Below are 17,363 nucleotides of genomic sequence, written 5' to 3'. Positions count from 1 at the left end.
GGGGTTTCACAACAAAGGTGTAATGGCGACGATGGCGCGCGGATTTAGTCCGCTTTTGTGGAGCATGGCGGCACGGCAGGGCTGGCGGCGCCTGCGCCGCCGCCTGCGCGCGGGCCCGGCCTACCGCTGGCGCTATTACGGCCGCACGCCGGAGCGCCTGCTTCTTGCGCCGCCTGACCTGCGCCTCGCCGATCCCCAGATCGCTCGCGAGATCTACCACGGACGCTTCCTGCTGGCCGGTCACCTGGTTGAGGCCGGTGGTGAATCGCCCTTCATGATGGATGTGGAGCACCGTGGCTGGCTGGAGGCTCTCCACAGCTTCCGCTGGCTCCGGCACCTGCACGTCGCCGAATCCGATCTGGCCGCCGCCAACGCGCGTGCTCTGGTGCTGGACTGGATCACGCTGCATGGACGCCGCATCAGCGGCATCGCATGGAACCCCGGCACCACCGCCAAGCGCATCATCGCCTGGTTGCAGCACTCGGCCATCGTCCTGCAGGGGGCGGATCTGCCGTTTTACCGGCTGTTCCTGAAAACGCTGGCCGTCCAGATCCGCTACCTGCGATCGGTCGTCCGCGAGATGCCCGACGGCGAGGACCGTCTGCGCGCCCGCATCGCGCTGGCGTTCTCGGCCATGTCGCTGCCAACGCCGCCATCGGCCATGCGCGCCGCCACACGTCATCTTTCGGCGGAGATCGAGCGTCAGATCCTGCCGGATGGCGGTCACATCTCCCGCAATCCGAATGCGATCATCGAGCTCCTGGCCGATCTGCTGCCGCTACGCCAGACTTATGCCAACCAGGCGGAACCGATTCCGGAGGCCGTGGTGAGCGCCGTCGACCGGATGCTGCCGGCGCTTCGCTTCTTCCGGCATCAGGACGGCACCATCGCCCGTTTCAACGGCATGGGCATCACCCTGCACGACCGGATTGCCGTGCTCCTTCGGCACGACGATACCGGCGGGCAACCGCTCTTCCACGCGCCCTATTCAGGCTACGAGCGGCTCGCGATGGGCGGCACGACCGTGATCGCCGACACCGGCGCTCCGCCCGCCGCGGAGCTGTCGGACATGGCGAACGCCGGTTGTCTTTCCTTCGAGATGTCGTCCGGCCGCCACCAGTTCATCGTCAACAGCGGCATCGACTCGCTGGGCGACGAGGCCTTCCGGCCTCTCGCCCGCGCCACGGCGGCCCATTCGACGGCCACCATCAACGACACGTCGCAGGCGCGTTTTGCCCTGCCAAAGGGCTGGGACGAGTGGATCGGCACGCCGCTGCTCGGAGGCCCGCAGAACGTCACCAGCCAGCGCATCGAGGAGCCGGGCCTGCAGGGTTTCACCGCAAGCCACGATGGCTATGCCGCCCGCTTCTCGCTGATCCACGAGCGCAGCCTGCGTCTGGAGAACGAGGGCAACCTGCTGCGCGGCCGCGATGTGTTCCGTCCGGTGGACAACACGCAGCCCGCCAACGCCTCGGTCGCCATCCGCTTCCACCTGCACCCCGACATCGGCCTTTACCAGAGCGACGACGGGCTGCTCATCCTCGCGGGCGAGCGCACCGACACCTGGGTATTCGCTGCCGAGGGCGTCGAGCCCGTGGTAGAGGAATCCATCTTCTTCGCCTCGCTCGCCGGACCGGCCCGCACCCGCCAGATCGTCCTCTATTTCAACACGGACGAACGCACGGAGGTGAGCTGGCAGTTCGTGCGCACCAACGCGATCCTGACACGCAGCGGTGGATCATCGACGCAAGGTTTGATTTAGCCGCGTTTGATTTCGGCTCAGTGTGTGATAGGCCAGCGCCATCTCCCAAGCTGGCAAAGAGAGAGTAGCCATGGCCGTCTCCGCCAAGAATATCCCAGCGCCGGACCTTGTGCCGGTGCGCCGAGCCCTCATTTCCGTTTCCGACAAGACCGGCATCGTCGATTTTGCTTGCGCCCTTGCTTCGAAAGGCGTGGAACTGGTCTCGACCGGTGGCACGTCGGCCGCCCTGCAGCGCGAGGGGCTGACGGTCCGCGACGTGTCCGAACTCACCGGCTTCCCAGAGATCATGGATGGCCGCGTCAAGACCCTGCATCCGCTGGTGCACGGCGGTCTGCTCGGCATCCGCGACGACGCCGAGCACCAGGAGGCGATGAAGCAGCACAACATCCAGCCCATCGACCTGGTGGTCATCAACCTCTATCCGTTCGAGGAAGTGCGCTTCGGCGGTGGCGACTACGCCAGCGTCGTCGAGAACATCGACATCGGTGGTCCGGCCATGGTTCGCGCCTCGGCCAAGAACCACGCCTATGTCGCCATCGTCACCGATCCGGCTGACTACGCCCGCATCCTTGAGGCGCTCGAACAGAACAATGGCGCGCTGCCCTACCGCCTGCGCCAGGAGTTGGCGGCCAAGGCCTTCGCCCGCACGGCGGCCTATGACGCGGCCATTTCCCAGTGGTTCGCCGAGACGCTCAACATCGAGGCACCCGAATGGCGCGCCTTCGGCGGTCGCCTGGCGCAAGTCATGCGCTACGGCGAGAACCCGCACCAGCAGGCTGGCTTCTACCTGACCGGCGAGAGGCGTCCGGGTGTCGCCACAGCCCGCCAGCTGCAGGGCAAGCAGCTCTCCTACAACAACATCAACGACACGGATGCGGCCTTCGAACTCGTCTCCGAGTTCGATCCGTCCCGCACCGCCGCCGTCGCCATCATCAAGCACGCCAACCCCTGCGGCGTGGCTGAGGGCGCTTCCATTGCCGAGGCATACCGCCGCGCGCTGGCCTGCGATCCCGTCTCGGCCTTCGGCGGAATCGTCGCCCTGAACCGCATTCTGGACGCTGAAGCCGCCGAGGAGATCGCCAAGATCTTCACCGAGGTGATCATTGCGCCGGACGCCACCGAGGAGGCCCAGGCCATCATCGCCCAGAAGAAGAACCTTCGCCTGCTGCTCACCGGTGGCGTCGCCGATCCGCGCCAGCCCGGCCTGTCGGCCAAGACCGTTGCCGGCGGCCTGCTCGTCCAGACCCGCGACAATGGTGTGGTCGACGACCTTGAGCTGAAGGTGGTGACGAAGCGCGCGCCGACCGAGAAGGAGCTGGCCGATCTCAAGTTCGCCTTCCGCGTCGCCAAGCATGTGAAGTCCAACGCCATCGTCTACGCGAAGGATCTAGCCACCGTCGGTATAGGTGCCGGCCAGATGAGCCGCGTCGACTCCGCCCGCATTGCCGCCCGCAAGGCCATCGACGCAGCGGAGGCCGCCGGCCTCGCCGAGCCGCTGACCAAGGGCTGCGTGGTTGCGTCCGACGCCTTCTTCCCCTTCGCGGACGGACTGCTGTCCGCCGTCGAGGCGGGCGCCACGGCGGTGATCCAGCCGGGCGGCTCGATGCGCGACGATGAGGTGATCAAGGCCGCTGACGAGCATGGCATCGCCATGGTCTTCACTGGCATGCGCCACTTCCGGCACTAGGGCAATTCAGATTTCACGAACTCTGAATTGCTCTAAGAAGTTGTTTTGTCGCAGTTCCGGACGGAAAACCGGTTTCCACGTTCCTGAACTGCTCCAGGCAAAGCCACCCTCATGCCGAGTCTTTCGAGGCATGAGGGATACCATTCCCGGAGCTTTTCGCCGCCCGTGGTTCGATGGGCTCGCCAGGAGGCGGCGAGAGGCTGCGGTACTTCCGCGACGGCCGTGAACGTCCGGGACTCTCCTCAGATCCCTTTTCTGCTCTGCACGAATGGCAGAAGCAGAAGGGAGATGGCGAACAAAATCAGGATGGGCGTGACGCCGAACCGCTGGGCGGCCTCCGCTGAAAAGGACATGGCCGATCCCCATGCCGTCATGGCGGCGATGGCCAGCGGTCCGATGAATGTTGTCGCCTTTCCCGAGAGGGCGAACAGACCGAAGGCCTCCGCCACCCGTTCGCGCGGCACCTGGTCGACCAGCAACGTGCGGGAAGAGGCCTGTATGGACCCGCCCGCCGCGCCGATCAGGGCTCCGGCGACGTAGAAGATGATGTTCGGCAGGAGCGAGTCCGGGCTCACCGGCAGGAACAGCACCTCATCGTCCGTCGTGGAAATGATCAGCAAGCAGCTCACGATAAGGATCAGGGCGCAGCCGGTCACCACGGCCTTCGGCCCGTAGGCCCGGTCCGCCCTTCCGCCGAGCCACGCTCCCACCGCGCCGGCGAGGGCGGCGACGATGCCGAAGATGCCGATCTGCACGATGCTCCAGTGCAGTACACCGGCCGCATAGATGCCCCCAAAGGCATAGAGCGCGTTGAGCGCGTCCCGGTAGAACATCGAGGACAGCAGGAAGCAGAAGTAGCTTTTCTGTCGGGGTAGGGTCCGCAGTGTCTCTCCCAGCTGGCGGAGGGCTTTGTGGACGGCGCCCTTCACCTGCCGGTAGGGCTGGTCCGGCGTGAAAAGAAACATGGGCAGGGAGAACACGATGTACCAGATGGCCGTCAGCGGCCCGGATGCACGGTCCCCCTCGAACCTTGCAGGATCGAGGCCCAGGATGGGTTCAAGTCCGAACAGTGTGTGCGTCGAGCCGGGCGGCACCGACATGAAGCCCAGCACGATCACCAGTGATACCAGCCCGCCGACATAGCCGAAGCCCCAGGCGGAGCCGGACAGCCGCCCGAGCTCCGACCGCGGCACCAGATAGGGCATCATGGCGTTGTTGAAGACCGCGGCATATTCCATGCCGAAAACGGCCAGCATGACCGCGATCATCACCGGCCAGAGATTTTCCATGCCCGGCGTTGCGAACCAGAGCGCTGCGCAGGCCGCGGCGCCGATCATCGAAAAGACGAAGATGAACGGTTTGCGTGAACCGACCGCGTCCGCGTAGGCGCCGAGCATCGGCGCCGTGAGTGCGATCAGGATGCCGCCGATGCCCGTGGCCCACCCCCAGAGTTCCTGTCCGATCGCCGGGTCAGGGGCCACGTGGGCGGCAAAGTACGGGGCGAAGACGAACGTGAAGATCAGCGTGTGAAAGGGCTGGGTCGCCCAGTCGAAGAAGATCCAGCCCCAGATCCCCGGTCTCGGGACCGGGGCTTCGTGATCGTATGACTTCGCCCCGATTGCGCTCATCCCGCCATATCCGCCATCAGTCCTGCTGCCACGCTGAGGCGGGACACGGTGATATCGCCGCTGGTCGTCAGCGATGCCAGTGCGTCGATGACCCGGGATATCCGCTGCCCCCCATCCGCAAGCCATGCCGCGACAGGGTCGCTGCTGTCGCGGTTCGCCTTCAAGGCCGCGACAGTAATGTTGCAGCGCGCGGTGTCAATCGTGTCGAGAGCCCTGAGCAGCGCCAACTCGTCATAATAGTCCGAGGTGGAGATGCCCGCAGCGGCGCTCTCGATGCGTCCGATCTGGAAGACATCGCTGACGGCGAAATAGGCATCCGCCGTCTGCGGCAGATCGCTGGCGGCCATCCTGGCGGCGCGGCTGATGTCTGGCACGAGGGCCATCGAATCGAGCAGCGCCAGCTTCCGGGCGAGGTCGACGGGCACACCCGCTTCCGCCATTTCGGCGGAGGCGGTTTCCATGCGCTCGCGCAGGAAGTCCGACTGCTTCTCCTTCAGCGCCGGCGTGAGTTGCACAACAGCCTCGCGCAGCTCGCGGACACGTTCTTCCAACGGCGCGTTGGCGTCGCCATGCTTGAGCTGCCAGGCAGTGGCGCTCACGGTGAGCTTGCGCACGCGCTCGTAGAGCGAGAGCTGGAACTGGCCGTCGATGCGGTTGTCCAGCTCGTCGATCCGCCTGTACAGCTCGGGCAGGTCGAACCCGTCGCGCACGACCGCATAGGCTTCCACGATCTCGCCCGTGGTTCGGCCCGTGATGTCCTGGAGTTGCGAGATGAACGTGGCGCCGCCGCGGTTGATGATGTCGTTGATCAGCACCGTGCCGATAATCTCCCGCCGCAGCCGGTGGCTCCGGATTTCGTCCGCATACGCCTCGCGCATCTGGCTCGGGAAGTAGTGCAGGAGCTCGGTCTCGAAGTAGCGGTTGTCCGGCACCTGGCTTGTCATCAGCTCGTTGAAGTGCACGAGCTTCGCATAGGCGAGCAGCACGCCAAGTTCGGCCCGCGTCAGGCCTTCACCGCGCGACTGCCGCTCGGCGATCGCATCCGGCCCCGGCAGGAACTCGACCGCCCGGTCGAGCAGCCCGCGGCTCTCGAACAGTGACATCATCCGCGCCTGGTAGGGCAGGTCGGCCACGCCGCGCCGCTCCATCAGCGAGATGGCCAGCGTCTGGTGGTAGTTGTTGGCGAGCACCAGATGCGCCACTTCGTCGGTCATGTCGGCGAGCAGCTTGTTGCGGCTCTCCAGCGTAAGCTTGCCGGTCCGCACGGCGCTGGCCAGCGCGATCTTGATGTTCACCTCGACGTCGGAGGAGTTCACGCCCGCCGAGTTGTCGATTGCGTCCGAATTGCAGCGGCCGCCGTGGCGGTTGAATTCGACGCGGGCGAGCTGGGTCATGCCGAGGTTCGCCCCCTCGCCGATAACCTTCGCCCGAACCTCGTTCGCCGCCACGCGGATGGCGTCGTTGCCGCGGTCACCCACGCTCTGGTTGGATTCGGTGGAGGCCCGCACATAAGTGCCGATGCCGCCGAACCAGAGGAGGTCGACCGGCGCGCGCAGGATGGCGCTCATCAGCTCGTTCGGCGTGACCTCCGTCTTCTCGATGCCGATCGCGGCGGCCGCCTCGGGCGACAGCGTCACATGCTTTTCCGAACGCGAGACGATCATGCCGCCGCGTGACAACTGCGACCGGTCATAGTCCTGCCAGCTGGAACGCGGCGTCCTGAACAGCCGCTCGCGTTCCTTGAACGAAACCGCCGGGTCCGGATCCGGGTCGATGAAGATGTCGCGGTGGTCGAATGCGGCTACCAGCCTGATCTGCGGCGACAGCAGCATGCCGTTGCCAAACACGTCGCCCGACATGTCGCCCACGCCCACGACCGTGAACGGTTCCGTCTGGATGTCGCGGTTCATCTCGCGGAAGTGCCGCTTGACCGCTTCCCAGGCGCCGCGCGCGGTGATGCCCATGGCCTTGTGGTCATAACCTGCCGAGCCGCCCGACGCGAAGGCGTCGTCCAGCCAGAAGCCATGCTCGCGGCTGATGGAGTTGGCCGTGTCGGAGAAGGTAGCCGTACCCTTGTCGGCCGCCACCACGAAATAGGGATCGTCCCCGTCCCGGCGCACCACACCTTCGGGCGCGCGCACATGCTCGCCGTCCAGGTTGTCGGTGATGGAGAGCATGGTCGAGACGAAGTTGATGTAGGCAGCGCGCCCTGCCTCGAACACCTCCTGACGGTTGCCGGTGCTGGGCAGTCGGCGCGGATAGAATCCGCCCTTGGCGCCCACCGGCACGATCACCGCATTCTTGACCTGCTGTGCCTTCACCAGGCTCAGCACCTCGGTCCGGTAATCCTGGGCGCGGTCCGACCAGCGCAGGCCGCCGCGCGCGACCGGTCCGAAACGCAGATGCACGCCCTCCACCTCCGGACCGTAGACGAAGATTTCCCGCCACGGCCGCGGATCCGGCAGCCATTCGATCGCCTGCGCATCGAACTTGAGCGCAATCGAGGAGCCGAGGTCTTTCCGGCTCGGTGCGTAGAAGTTTGTACGCATCGTCGCGCGGATCAGCGTCAGGAACCGGCGGATGATCGTGTCGTCGTCGAGGCTCGGTACCTTGGCCGTTTCGGCCTCGATTTCGGCCACCAGCTTCTCTTCTTGCGCCTGGCGCGTCTCGTCGGCCACGGCCGGGTTGAAGCGCACGTCGAACAGACGGAACAGGGCGGAGGTGATGGCCGGATACCGGTTGAGCGTATCGGCGATGTAGCCCTGGCTGTAGGCGACGCCCGCCTGCTGCAGATAGCGGCTGTACGCCCGCAGCACCGCGATCTGGTGCGAATCGAGCCGGGCGTTTTGCGCCAGTGCGTTCAGCTTGTCGCTGTCCTGCTGGCCGTGCCAGGCGGAGGCGAACACCTGGTCGAACAGGGCGCCGCCGTCATCGAGGTCGATCGGCGCTCCGGAGGCGCTTTCGAGTTCCATTGCATGCAGGAACACCCCCGCCTCGTCGAACCGGCCCAGCTCGAAGGTCTGTTCGCTGATGACGCGGAAGCCCATGTTCTCGAGCACCGGAACGCGCCGGCTGAGCGCGACGGGGGCGCCCCGGTGGAAGATCTTCAACGCGGCCTGGTTGGCGGCGTGTTCATCCCGCCGGTGGAAGTCGATGAGGATCGGCGATTGGGCAGAGAGCGCGCCGACGCTTCGTGCATCGTGCAGCGCGGCCATGGCATCGAAGCTCGACCGGTACCCCTCGGGGAAGGCGCGGGCAGTGTTCGCGATGTGCGCTGGTGTGTCGGTCGCCTCGATCGCTTCGTTGAGAGAATCCTCCCACGTCCGCACTAGGGACCGCACCGCGGCCTCCAGCTCGGGCACCGGAACGCGTGGGGTCCTGGCGCCCGGCTTGCGCCCGATGATGAAGTGGACGCGTGTCAGCGGGCCCGTCAGGAACGACGGATAGAAGGCCGAGACATGGCCGTCGAAGGCCGCGCTGAGGTAGGTACCGATCCGTTCGCGGACTTCCGAATCGTAGCGGTCGCGCGGCACGAAGACGAGCACGGACACGAACCGGTCGAACTGGTCGATCCGGTACAGCACGCGCACGCGCGGGCGCTCGCTGAGGGAAAGGATCGTTGCGGTATATTCCTTGAGCAGGGGCAGGCTGATCTGGAACAGCTCGTCCCGGGGGAAGAATTCAAGGATATTGATGAGCTCCTTGCCCGAGTGGTCGGTGCGCGAGAAGCCCGACGATTCGATGATCGCCCTTGCCTTTGACCGCAGATACGGGATCTGCAGCACCGACTGGTTGTATGCGCTGGACGTGAACAGTCCCACGACGCGCAGCTCGCCGCTGAGCTTGCCGCTGTCGTCGAACATCTTCACGCCGATGTAGTCGAGATAGGCGCGGCGGTGGACGACCGATTTCGTATTCGCCTTGGTCACGATGAGCGGATCGGGCCCGTGCAGGAAGGCGCGGATCTCCGGCGTCGTGTTGACGGTCTGGTCTCCGCGCCGCAACACCTTCACGTTCGCGTTGGACAGGATGCCGAGACCGGGCGCGTCGGTCCGCTCAAGGGAGCCGTCCTCCTCGCTGCCGGTGTAGGTGAACTCGCGCATGCCGAGGAAGACGAAGTTCTCGTCCCGCAGCCACTCGAGGAAAGCGACGGTCTCCTGGACCTCCTCCGGATCGAGCGCAGGGGGACGGGTGCGAAGCCGCTCGATCTCCTGGCCGAGCCGCTCGATCATCGGTTTCCAGTCCTGCACGGCCACATGTACCTGGCCCAGGATCTCGACGAGCCGGTCCTTCAGGCGCTGCGCTTCGTCTGCGGCGAGCTTCTTCAGATGGATCTGGATGAGACTGATCTTTCCCTCGCTGCTGTCCGGTTGCGCGTCGGCGCGGTCGATGCTGATGAGGCCGCCACTCGGGTCGCGGGTGACGCGCAGCACCGGATGAGTGACGAAGAGCGGTTCGCCGATCGTTTCGGTGATCTCGCCGATCACCGAGTCGAAGAGGAAGGGCATGTTGTCGTTGACGACCGTGACGGCCGTTACGGTCCGGCCTTCCACTGAAATGCCCGGCTCGATCTCGACGTCCACCGAATGCTGGCCGGCCCGGTGGGCGAGTACCATCCTGAGGGCGATGGTCGCCGCCGCGTGCAGCGACTCGTCAGAGTAGGCGGCGAGGTCTTCGGCCGAAATTCCGGACACCAGGAGCCGCTTCAGCCTTTCGGCGTGCGACTGTTCGATGGAGGGGGAGAGTTTGGCGTCTGCTGGCTTGGTCATGAAATACAACGCATCCTTGTGGCAAGGCGTATTATTATAGTATCCGACTAACTCGTGTTTGTGGCCATATCAAAACGGCCAGATCAAAACGCCGAACGAATTCCCGTGTTTGGCGTTGCGCGCTCTTAGGTGGCTGCATTTGTTCAGTAAAGGTCGCTTGGTCGGATCGTGAGGCCGACCCCATCCGTTGTCTGCCGTGACCCGCCCCCTGGCGAACACGCAGTGCAGGAGCGACCGGGATGGCGTCTGGCAGTCTTGCGGGAGGGAAGCGCGTATCCGCCGTGCTTTGAATCGCCTCAGCGCAGGATTCTGATACGTGTGCGGCAGTTGAGGAATGGCAACAGCCGGCGCATGTCCCTCGGCTCCAGCGCGATGCATCCTTCCGTGGGTTTGAGGCCCGGCCGGGCGATGTGCATGAAGATGGCGCTGCCTCTGCTCCACAATCTGGGATACATGTTCCAGTCCAGAACGATGCACACGTTATAGAGGCGGTCGTCCCGCATCATTTTCTCGTGACTGGCATGGTAGGGCAGCTTCACGGGACGGTTATACCGGGGGTCACCGGGCGCATCGCACCACCCCTCGTCAGCCCGGATGGGGATCTTTGGCAGCGTCGATTGCCACACGCCGGAAACCTTGCAATTCCGACGGAAATAGAGTGCGAGCGGCTTCACGACGGCCAGCGGCGTGGCTCCGTCTCCCTCTCGCTTTCTGGCTGAAACTCCGCCCTTGCCGAGAGCGCAGCGAAGCGTCATCCCGCCTGCCTTCAGGATACCCTTCCGGCGGTCGAGAGGCGTTGCCCGGACGTCGATCGCCAGGCTCCGGCGCATCTTCGGCGTTGAGGCGCTGGCGTTGCGGGATTTCCTGAGTATGATGGCTTCGGAATGCACGTGGCAGACAACCTCGCGGCGCAGTAAACGATGCGTGACTGGAAAGTGGCGCGAGAATGAGGTTTGGGTCAACTATTCGGTTCAGTCAACGGTAAGGCAATGACTCCTCGCACTATTCTGATAGTTGATGACGACGAAGACCTCCGCACCGTTCTCGTGGATCAACTGTCCCTCTATCAGGAATTTGAATTGCTCCAGGAAGGGACGGCGACGAGCGGCATTCAGACGGCCACAAGTTCCAAGGTCGACGTGGTGATCATGGACGTGGGCCTGCCGGACATGGATGGGCGGGAGGCGGTGAAGCTCATGCGCCGCAATGGCTTCCGCGCCCCGATCATCATGTTGACGGCGCAGGACACCGATTCCGACACGATCCTTGGCCTGGAAGCCGGGGCCAATGACTACGTGACCAAGCCGTTCAGCTTTGCCGTCCTTCTGGCCCGCGTCCGCAACCAGATCCGCCATCACGAGATGACGGAGGATGCGAAGTTCTCGGTCGGTCCCTATACGTTCAAGCCGAGCCAGAAGCTGCTGGTGGATGAACGTGGCAACAAGATCCGGCTGACCGAAAAGGAATCGGCGATCATCAAGTACCTGTACCGCGCGGAGCAGAAGGTGGTGACGCGCGACGTCCTTCTGGAGGAGGTCTGGGGCTACAATACCGCCGTGACCACCCATACGCTCGAGACGCACGTGTACAGGTTACGGCAGAAGATCGAGAAAGACCCTTCCAAAGCCGAGATACTTGTGACAGAGAGCGGAGGCTATAAACTCGTCCCCTGAGAGAGGATGAGGATGTATTGGGGTCGCAACAGGGTAGCCTATGACGCTGGACGAAGACATGCGCATTCTGTCCGGCGTGGAGCTCTTTCGGGGGTTCTCCCGCGAACAATTGCGGCTGATGGCGTTCGGCGCGGAGACGATCACGCTGGCGGCGGGACGGAAGCTCTATGCCGAGGGAGCTCCCGCCGATTGCGCATTTGTGGTTGTGCAGGGAGAAATCGCGCTCTACCGCGAGGTGGGCGGCACCCAGCACATCATTTCGGTCGAGCGTCGCGGCGCGATTCTCGGCCAGTTCGCGCTCATTGCTGACGGAGAGCGCCTGACCGGCGCCGTCGCCCGCACCGATGCCCAGGTGATCCGGTTGGGTCGCACCATGTTCCTGAAAATTCTCGAGGAGTACCCCGAGCTGGCGGAGCTTCTGCACCGCCGTATTGCTGCCGATCTCGAAGCCATGCTCGATCGTATGAGCCGCGTCATGGCTCGGCTGATCGAGTGATCATCCGCATCTTCTTTTCTGGACGTGCCGCCGTCCTGTCGCGGATTCTGGATCGTCGTGAGGAGATCCCTGGCCACTCCCTGGCCGTGAGTCATCCGCGCCGCACGAGTTCGTGCCACTCGCTCCGGCTGCCGGGAGGTTCATCCGCGACCACCAGTGCCAGCCCGCGCTCGTCGAAGATCCGGAACCAGTCGTCCCATTCGATGATCGTTACACCGTCCGGCCGGTCGGGTCCCGTGTCCGTGTCCTGATAGGCGTGCTGTCCGAACACGATGCGCAGTACCGTCTGTGCATCCTGGAGCGCGGGCGCGGCGTCGCTCATGGCCGGCTGGCCAGCGCGCGCCGCCGCCCAGTCGCGAATGGCGTCATGATCGGTAAGTGTGAGCGTGTCAGTCATGTTGGCTCGCATCGCCGGCGAATGCCGGGCAGTCGGGTTGTGTCCCCGGCGAAATCCCGCCGGGTCCGGTGTCAACGCTGACCGATTTCCTCCGGTTCCCTGGCAGTTTGCGGCGAAGAAATAGAATTCTTCTCTTGCGCTATAGGCTTTCTCTCTTGTCTTGATTAACGTGATCTTCAACATTCTGGCTGACGGACAGCTGCCATTGACAGCAGCCGTTCTATCCGGAGGAGAGGGCTCGGAGGCACCATGACCGAGAACCACCTGACAGACATCTCCCTGTTGCGCCTGAAGGATGCGCCGGCGCTTGCTCCCCTGCTCGCCGCCTATATCCAGTCGCTGAAACGAGGCGCGCCGCGAAGGCCCGATCTCTATTACGCCGAGGCCCTGCTGCAGGACCGCGTCGTCGAGGTGATGGGTGCCTGGGTCGACAATGAGCTTGTCGGCTTCGCGATCTATTTCGATCTGCCGGATCCGGTGTCCGGCCTGCGCTATGCGCTGCTGGAGCACCTCTACGTCCATCACGATCATCGCGGGAAGGGCATCGCCAAGGCGATTATCGATGTCGTGGCCGATCAGGCGGAGGAGCGCGGCTGGGAGCGGCTGGTCCTGACCGCGCCAAGGCCGCCCGAAAGCCGTAAGCTTTACGAGCGGATTGCCGCCCCGGCGGACTGGAACAGCTACGCGATCCGCTTCGGTTCAGCTTGAGTCGGGAGGCCGAAAAACTTCAATCGATTCAATCTGGCGCGTTTGTGACTGCGCCCTTTGACGCAACGCACAAACAGCATTAGAAGACGGCCAGCCAGCGCATGTGGGGACCTTGCCTCCCCTTTGCAAGCGTCTTGGCGGCCACGAAATGGGGAAGCCATGAGCAAATCCACAGCCACTCGAGCGAGGCCGCTCTCGCCACATCTGCAGATTTATCGTTTTACCCCGGCCATGGCGATGTCGATCCTGCATCGCATCACTGGCGGTGCTCTTTATTTCGGCATCCTGCTCTTCGCGATCTGGATTGCGGCCGCTGCATCGTCCCGGGAGACGTTCGACTTCGTCAACGGCATGTTCGGTTCCTGGCTTGGCCGGCTGGTGCTGTTCGGTCTGACCTGGACGCTGATCAACCACATGCTTGGCGGCATCCGCCATCTGGTGTGGGACACCGCGCGCGGTCTTGAGAAGCATCAGGCCAGCAAGATGGCGGTGTGGTCCGCTGTTGCGTCGATCGTGCTGACCCTGCTGGTTTGGGTTATGGGCTACGCTGTGCGGGGGGCGCTCTGATGACGAGACTTCTTACTCCTTTGAAGCGTGCGCGCGGGCTTGGATCCGCGAAGATGGGAACGGAGCACTTCTGGCAGCAGCGCCTCACGGCCATTGCCAACATTCCGCTTGTTCTGTTCTTCCTGGTCTTCGTCATCTGCCACGCCGGTGCGCCTTACGAGGTCGTCCGGGCATCGCTGGCCCATCCAGTCGTCCTGGTCCTGCTGGTCTTTGCGCTGCTGTCCGTGCTGAAGCACATGCGCCTCGGCATGCAGGTCATCATCGAGGACTACGTTCACGGACCGTCGAAGTACGTCCTTGTCGTTCTGAACACCTTCTATCCTCTGGTCGTGGGTGCGATCTCGCTCTACGGCCTGGTCAAGATCGCCTTCGGAGGCTGAACCCCAAATGGCGCAAGTACAAAAGAAGGCCACGTCGGCCTATGAATATGTGGACCACGAGTACGATGTCGTGGTGGTTGGTGCCGGTGGCGCAGGTCTGCGCGCCACGCTCGGCATGGCGGAGCAGGGTCTGAAGACTGCCTGCATCACCAAGGTCTTCCCGACCCGTTCGCACACCGTTGCGGCCCAGGGCGGCATCGCCGCTTCGCTCCAGAACATGGGCCCCGACCACTGGCACTGGCATCTGTATGACACGGTGAAGGGCTCGGACTGGCTCGGCGACGTCGATGCCATGGAATACCTGGCGCGCGAGGCTCCGGCCGCCGTCTATGAGCTGGAGCACTACGGCGTTCCCTTCTCCCGTACCGAGGATGGGCGCATCTACCAGCGTCCGTTCGGCGGCCACATGCAGAACTTCGGCGACGGCCCGCCCGTGCAGCGCACCTGCGCCGCGGCCGACCGTACCGGCCACGCCATCCTGCACACGCTTTACGGCCAGTCCGTCCGCAACCAGGCGCAGTTCTTCATCGAGTACTTCGCCATCGACCTGATCATGTCCGACGACGGTCAGTGCACCGGCGTCGTGGCCTGGAACCTGGATGACGGCACCATCCATCGCTTTGCCGCGAAGATGGTCGTTCTCGCCACCGGCGGCTATGGCCGCGCCTACTTCTCCTGCACCTCCGCCCACACCTGCACCGGTGACGGCGGCGGCATGGTGGCCCGCGCTGGCCTGCCCCTGCAGGACATGGAGTTCGTGCAGTTCCACCCGACCGGCATCTATGGCGCGGGCTGTCTCATCACCGAGGGCGTGCGCGGCGAGGGCGGCTACCTCGTCAACTCGGAAGGCGAGCGCTTCATGGAGCGTTATGCGCCGAGCGCGAAGGACCTTGCCTCGCGTGACGTGGTCTCCCGCTGCATGACGCTGGAGATCCGCGAGGGCCGCGGCTGCGGCAAGAAGAAGGACCACATCTACCTGCACCTGGATCACCTAGATCCGGCCGTGATCCACGAGCGCCTTCCCGGCATCGCCGAGTCGGCCAAGATCTTCGCCGGCGTCGACGTGACCCGCGAGCCGATCCCGGTTCTGCCGACCGTCCACTACAACATGGGCGGCATTCCGACCAACTACTGGGGTGAGGTGCTGAATCCGACCCCGGACAATCCGGACGCCGTTCTGCCGGGCCTGATGGCAGTGGGCGAGGCCGGCTGCGCCTCGGTGCATGGTGCCAACCGTCTCGGCTCGAACTCTCTGATCGACCTCGTGGTCTTTGGTCGCGCCGCCGCAATCCGCGCCGGCCAGGTGGTGGACAAGGACTCCAAGGTTCCGCCGCTCAACCGTGCAGCCTGCGACAAGATCATGGATCGCTTCGACCGCATCCGCCACGCCAACGGCGGCACGCCGACGGCGGTGCTGCGCGAGAAGATGCAGCGCGCGATGCAGGAAGATGCTGCCGTGTTCCGCACGCAGGAGTCGCTCGAGCAGGGCTGCCAGCGCATCTCCGCCATCTGGCAGGAGCTGCCGGACATCAAGGTCCACGACCGCTCGATGATCTGGAACTCCGACCTCATGGAGACGCTCGAGCTGCACAACCTCATGGCCAACGCTTTCGCCACCGTCTACTCGGCGGAAGCCCGCAAGGAGAGCCGTGGCGCCCATGCCCGCGAGGACTTCACGGAGCGCGACGACGTCAACTGGCGCAAGCACACGCTGGCGTGGGTCGACGACAATGGCACCGTCAGCCTCGACTACCGTCCGGTTCACACGGAGCCTCTGCTTCCGGTGGAGGAAGGTGGCATTGACCCGGCAAAGATCGCGCCCAAGAAGCGCGTATACTGATCGAGGTTACCATGGTCGAAATCACCCTACCGAAGAATTCCCAGGTCAAGGAAGGCAAGGTCTGGCCGAAGCCGGAGGGCGCGACGAACGTGCGCGCCTTCAGGGTCTACCGCTGGTCGCCGGATGACGACGAGAATCCGCGTGTCGATACCTACTACGTCGACATGGACGACTGCGGTCCGATGGTCCTCGACGCGCTCATCTACATCAAGAACAAGATCGACCCGACGCTGACCTTCCGCCGCTCCTGCCGCGAAGGCGTGTGCGGATCGTGCGCGATGAACATCGATGGCGCCAACACGCTGGCCTGCACCAAGGCCTGCGACGAGATCGAGGGCGACGTCCGGATCTACCCGCTGCCGCACATGCCGGTGGTGAAGGATCTGGTACCGGACCTCTCCATCCCGTATGCGCAGCTCTCCTCCATTCAGCCCTGGCTGCAGACGGTCACCCCGACGCCGGCCAAGGAATGGCGCCAGAGCCGCGAGGATCGCGCCAAGCTGGACGGCCTCTACGAGTGTATCCTCTGCTTCTGCTGCCAGACCTCGTGCCCGAGCTACTGGTGGAACGGCGAGCGTTACCTCGGCCCGGCCATCCTGCTGCAGGCTTACCGCTGGATCGCGGACTCCCGCGATGAGATGACGGGCGAGCGCCTCGACAACCTCGAGGATCCGTTCCGCCTCTATCGCTGCCACACCATCATGAACTGTACGCAGACCTGCCCGAAGGGGCTCAACCCCGCCAAGGCAATCGCGGAGATCAAGAAGCTCATGGTGGAACGCCAGGTCTAAGCCTGGTGCGAACATACCGAATCGAAAGGCCCGCGGGATGCTCCCGCGGGCCTTTCTGTTTTCCGTGTGCCCCCTCATGGCGAGCCTGCCAAACCGCATGTTGAGTCCTATTAAATCACGGGCGGCAAGGTTCCAGCGGCGCGGTTCCGGATCTGCGACCCGTCTACCCTTGCGAGAAGGAGATATCGAGCGTGATGTCGATGGCGCGCAGCGCCTTCGACACGGGACAGTTTGCCTTGGCGCTTTCCGCGATCTCGCGGAACCTTGCCTCATCCAGCCCCGGAACCCTCGCATTGAGCTTGAGGGCGCTGCCGGAAATTTCGAACCCGCCGCCCGCAGCGGGGCGAACCTCCACTTCGGCAGTCGTGTTGAGGAATTCGGCCGGAGTGCCGTTTTCCGCTAGCATGTGCGCGAGCTGCATGGAGAAGCATCCGGCATGCGCCGCGGCGATCAGCTCTTCCGGATTGGTGCCGGCACGCCCCGATTCGTCCTCGAAGCGGGCCTTGAAGGTGAGCGGCATTTCCTTGAGGGCGGAGCTCTGACTGTTTAGCGTGCCCGTTCCCTGTGTGAGCGAGCCCTTCCAGACGACGTTGGCGTGGCGTTTCATCGCGGTCTCCTGTTGCACGGTCGCCAGCCGTTCAGGCTTCCGTGGGAAGCCTGAAAAG

General features: G+C 64.3%; 14 protein-coding genes. 9 read left to right on the top strand and 5 right to left on the bottom strand.

What is annotated here, in order from left to right:
* Positions 1–22: 22 nt before the first annotated feature.
* Positions 23–1,762 carry a heparinase II/III family protein gene (locus ABD906_RS08325; protein ID WP_345099038.1) on the top strand — a complete coding sequence of 580 codons (1,740 nt, stop codon included), beginning with the start codon at positions 23–25 and terminating at the stop codon, positions 1,760–1,762.
* 70 nt (positions 1,763–1,832) lie between these two features.
* Complete coding sequence (purH, locus tag ABD906_RS08320) at positions 1,833–3,449, top strand: bifunctional phosphoribosylaminoimidazolecarboxamide formyltransferase/IMP cyclohydrolase (RefSeq protein WP_345099037.1); 1,617 nt, start codon at positions 1,833–1,835, stop codon at positions 3,447–3,449.
* Between the two features lie 242 nt (positions 3,450–3,691).
* Here purH and ABD906_RS08315 read toward each other — a convergent pair whose 3' ends face one another.
* The 3 genes from ABD906_RS08315 to ABD906_RS08305 form a co-directional block, all read right to left on the bottom strand.
* Complete coding sequence (locus ABD906_RS08315) at positions 3,692–5,077, bottom strand: MFS transporter (protein WP_345099036.1); 1,386 nt, start codon at positions 5,075–5,077, stop codon at positions 3,692–3,694.
* Complete coding sequence (locus ABD906_RS08310; RefSeq protein WP_345099035.1) at positions 5,074–9,846, bottom strand: NAD-glutamate dehydrogenase; 4,773 nt, start codon at positions 9,844–9,846, stop codon at positions 5,074–5,076. Before ABD906_RS08310 ends, ABD906_RS08315 begins: the two co-directional genes overlap by 4 nt.
* A gap of 296 nt (positions 9,847–10,142) precedes the next feature.
* Positions 10,143–10,676, bottom strand: coding sequence for a L,D-transpeptidase family protein (locus tag ABD906_RS08305; RefSeq protein WP_345099074.1), 534 nt, complete (start codon positions 10,674–10,676; stop codon positions 10,143–10,145).
* 159 nt (positions 10,677–10,835) lie between these two features.
* Here ABD906_RS08305 and ABD906_RS08300 point away from each other — a divergent pair, with 159 nt between their 5' ends.
* Positions 10,836–11,519, top strand: coding sequence for a response regulator transcription factor (locus ABD906_RS08300; protein ID WP_345099034.1), 684 nt, complete (start codon positions 10,836–10,838; stop codon positions 11,517–11,519).
* A gap of 40 nt (positions 11,520–11,559) precedes the next feature.
* A complete protein-coding gene (locus ABD906_RS08295) occupies positions 11,560–12,015 on the top strand; it encodes a Crp/Fnr family transcriptional regulator (RefSeq protein ID WP_345099033.1) in 456 nt (151 codons plus the stop codon).
* 91 nt (positions 12,016–12,106) lie between these two features.
* Here ABD906_RS08295 and ABD906_RS08290 read toward each other — a convergent pair whose 3' ends face one another.
* Positions 12,107–12,412: a hypothetical protein gene (locus tag ABD906_RS08290; protein ID WP_345099032.1), complete on the bottom strand. Its 306-nt coding sequence runs from the start codon at positions 12,410–12,412 to the stop codon at positions 12,107–12,109.
* A 249-nt stretch (positions 12,413–12,661) separates the two neighbouring features.
* Here ABD906_RS08290 and ABD906_RS08285 point away from each other — a divergent pair, with 249 nt between their 5' ends.
* The 5 genes from ABD906_RS08285 (at position 12,662) to ABD906_RS08265 (ending at position 16,698) form a co-directional block, all read left to right on the top strand.
* Positions 12,662–13,120 carry a GNAT family N-acetyltransferase gene (locus ABD906_RS08285; RefSeq protein ID WP_345099031.1) on the top strand — a complete coding sequence of 153 codons (459 nt, stop codon included), beginning with the start codon at positions 12,662–12,664 and terminating at the stop codon, positions 13,118–13,120.
* Between the two features lie 159 nt (positions 13,121–13,279).
* Positions 13,280–13,687: a succinate dehydrogenase, cytochrome b556 subunit gene (gene sdhC / locus ABD906_RS08280; protein ID WP_345099030.1), complete on the top strand. Its 408-nt coding sequence runs from the start codon at positions 13,280–13,282 to the stop codon at positions 13,685–13,687.
* On the top strand, positions 13,687–14,067 hold the full coding sequence (sdhD, locus tag ABD906_RS08275; protein WP_345099029.1) for a succinate dehydrogenase, hydrophobic membrane anchor protein: 381 nt from the start codon (positions 13,687–13,689) through the stop codon (positions 14,065–14,067). Before sdhC ends, sdhD begins: the two co-directional genes overlap by 1 nt.
* A 7-nt stretch (positions 14,068–14,074) precedes the next feature.
* Positions 14,075–15,907 carry a succinate dehydrogenase flavoprotein subunit gene (sdhA, locus tag ABD906_RS08270; protein ID WP_345099028.1) on the top strand — a complete coding sequence of 611 codons (1,833 nt, stop codon included), beginning with the start codon at positions 14,075–14,077 and terminating at the stop codon, positions 15,905–15,907.
* Between the two features lie 11 nt (positions 15,908–15,918).
* Entirely contained in the window at positions 15,919–16,698 is a 780-nt protein-coding gene (locus tag ABD906_RS08265; protein WP_345099027.1) for a succinate dehydrogenase iron-sulfur subunit, read from the top strand.
* Positions 16,699–16,861: 163 nt separating this feature from the next.
* Here ABD906_RS08265 and ABD906_RS08260 read toward each other — a convergent pair whose 3' ends face one another.
* Positions 16,862–17,305 carry an OsmC family protein gene (locus tag ABD906_RS08260; RefSeq protein WP_345099026.1) on the bottom strand — a complete coding sequence of 148 codons (444 nt, stop codon included), beginning with the start codon at positions 17,303–17,305 and terminating at the stop codon, positions 16,862–16,864.
* Positions 17,306–17,363: the final 58 nt, after the last annotated feature.

Source organism: Chelativorans composti, assembly GCF_039541695.1.
Classification (GTDB): Bacteria; Pseudomonadota; Alphaproteobacteria; order Rhizobiales; family Rhizobiaceae; genus Chelativorans; species Chelativorans composti.
The sequence above is the reverse complement of the archived record's forward strand: the minus strand, read 5'-3'. Positions and strand labels throughout refer to the sequence as shown.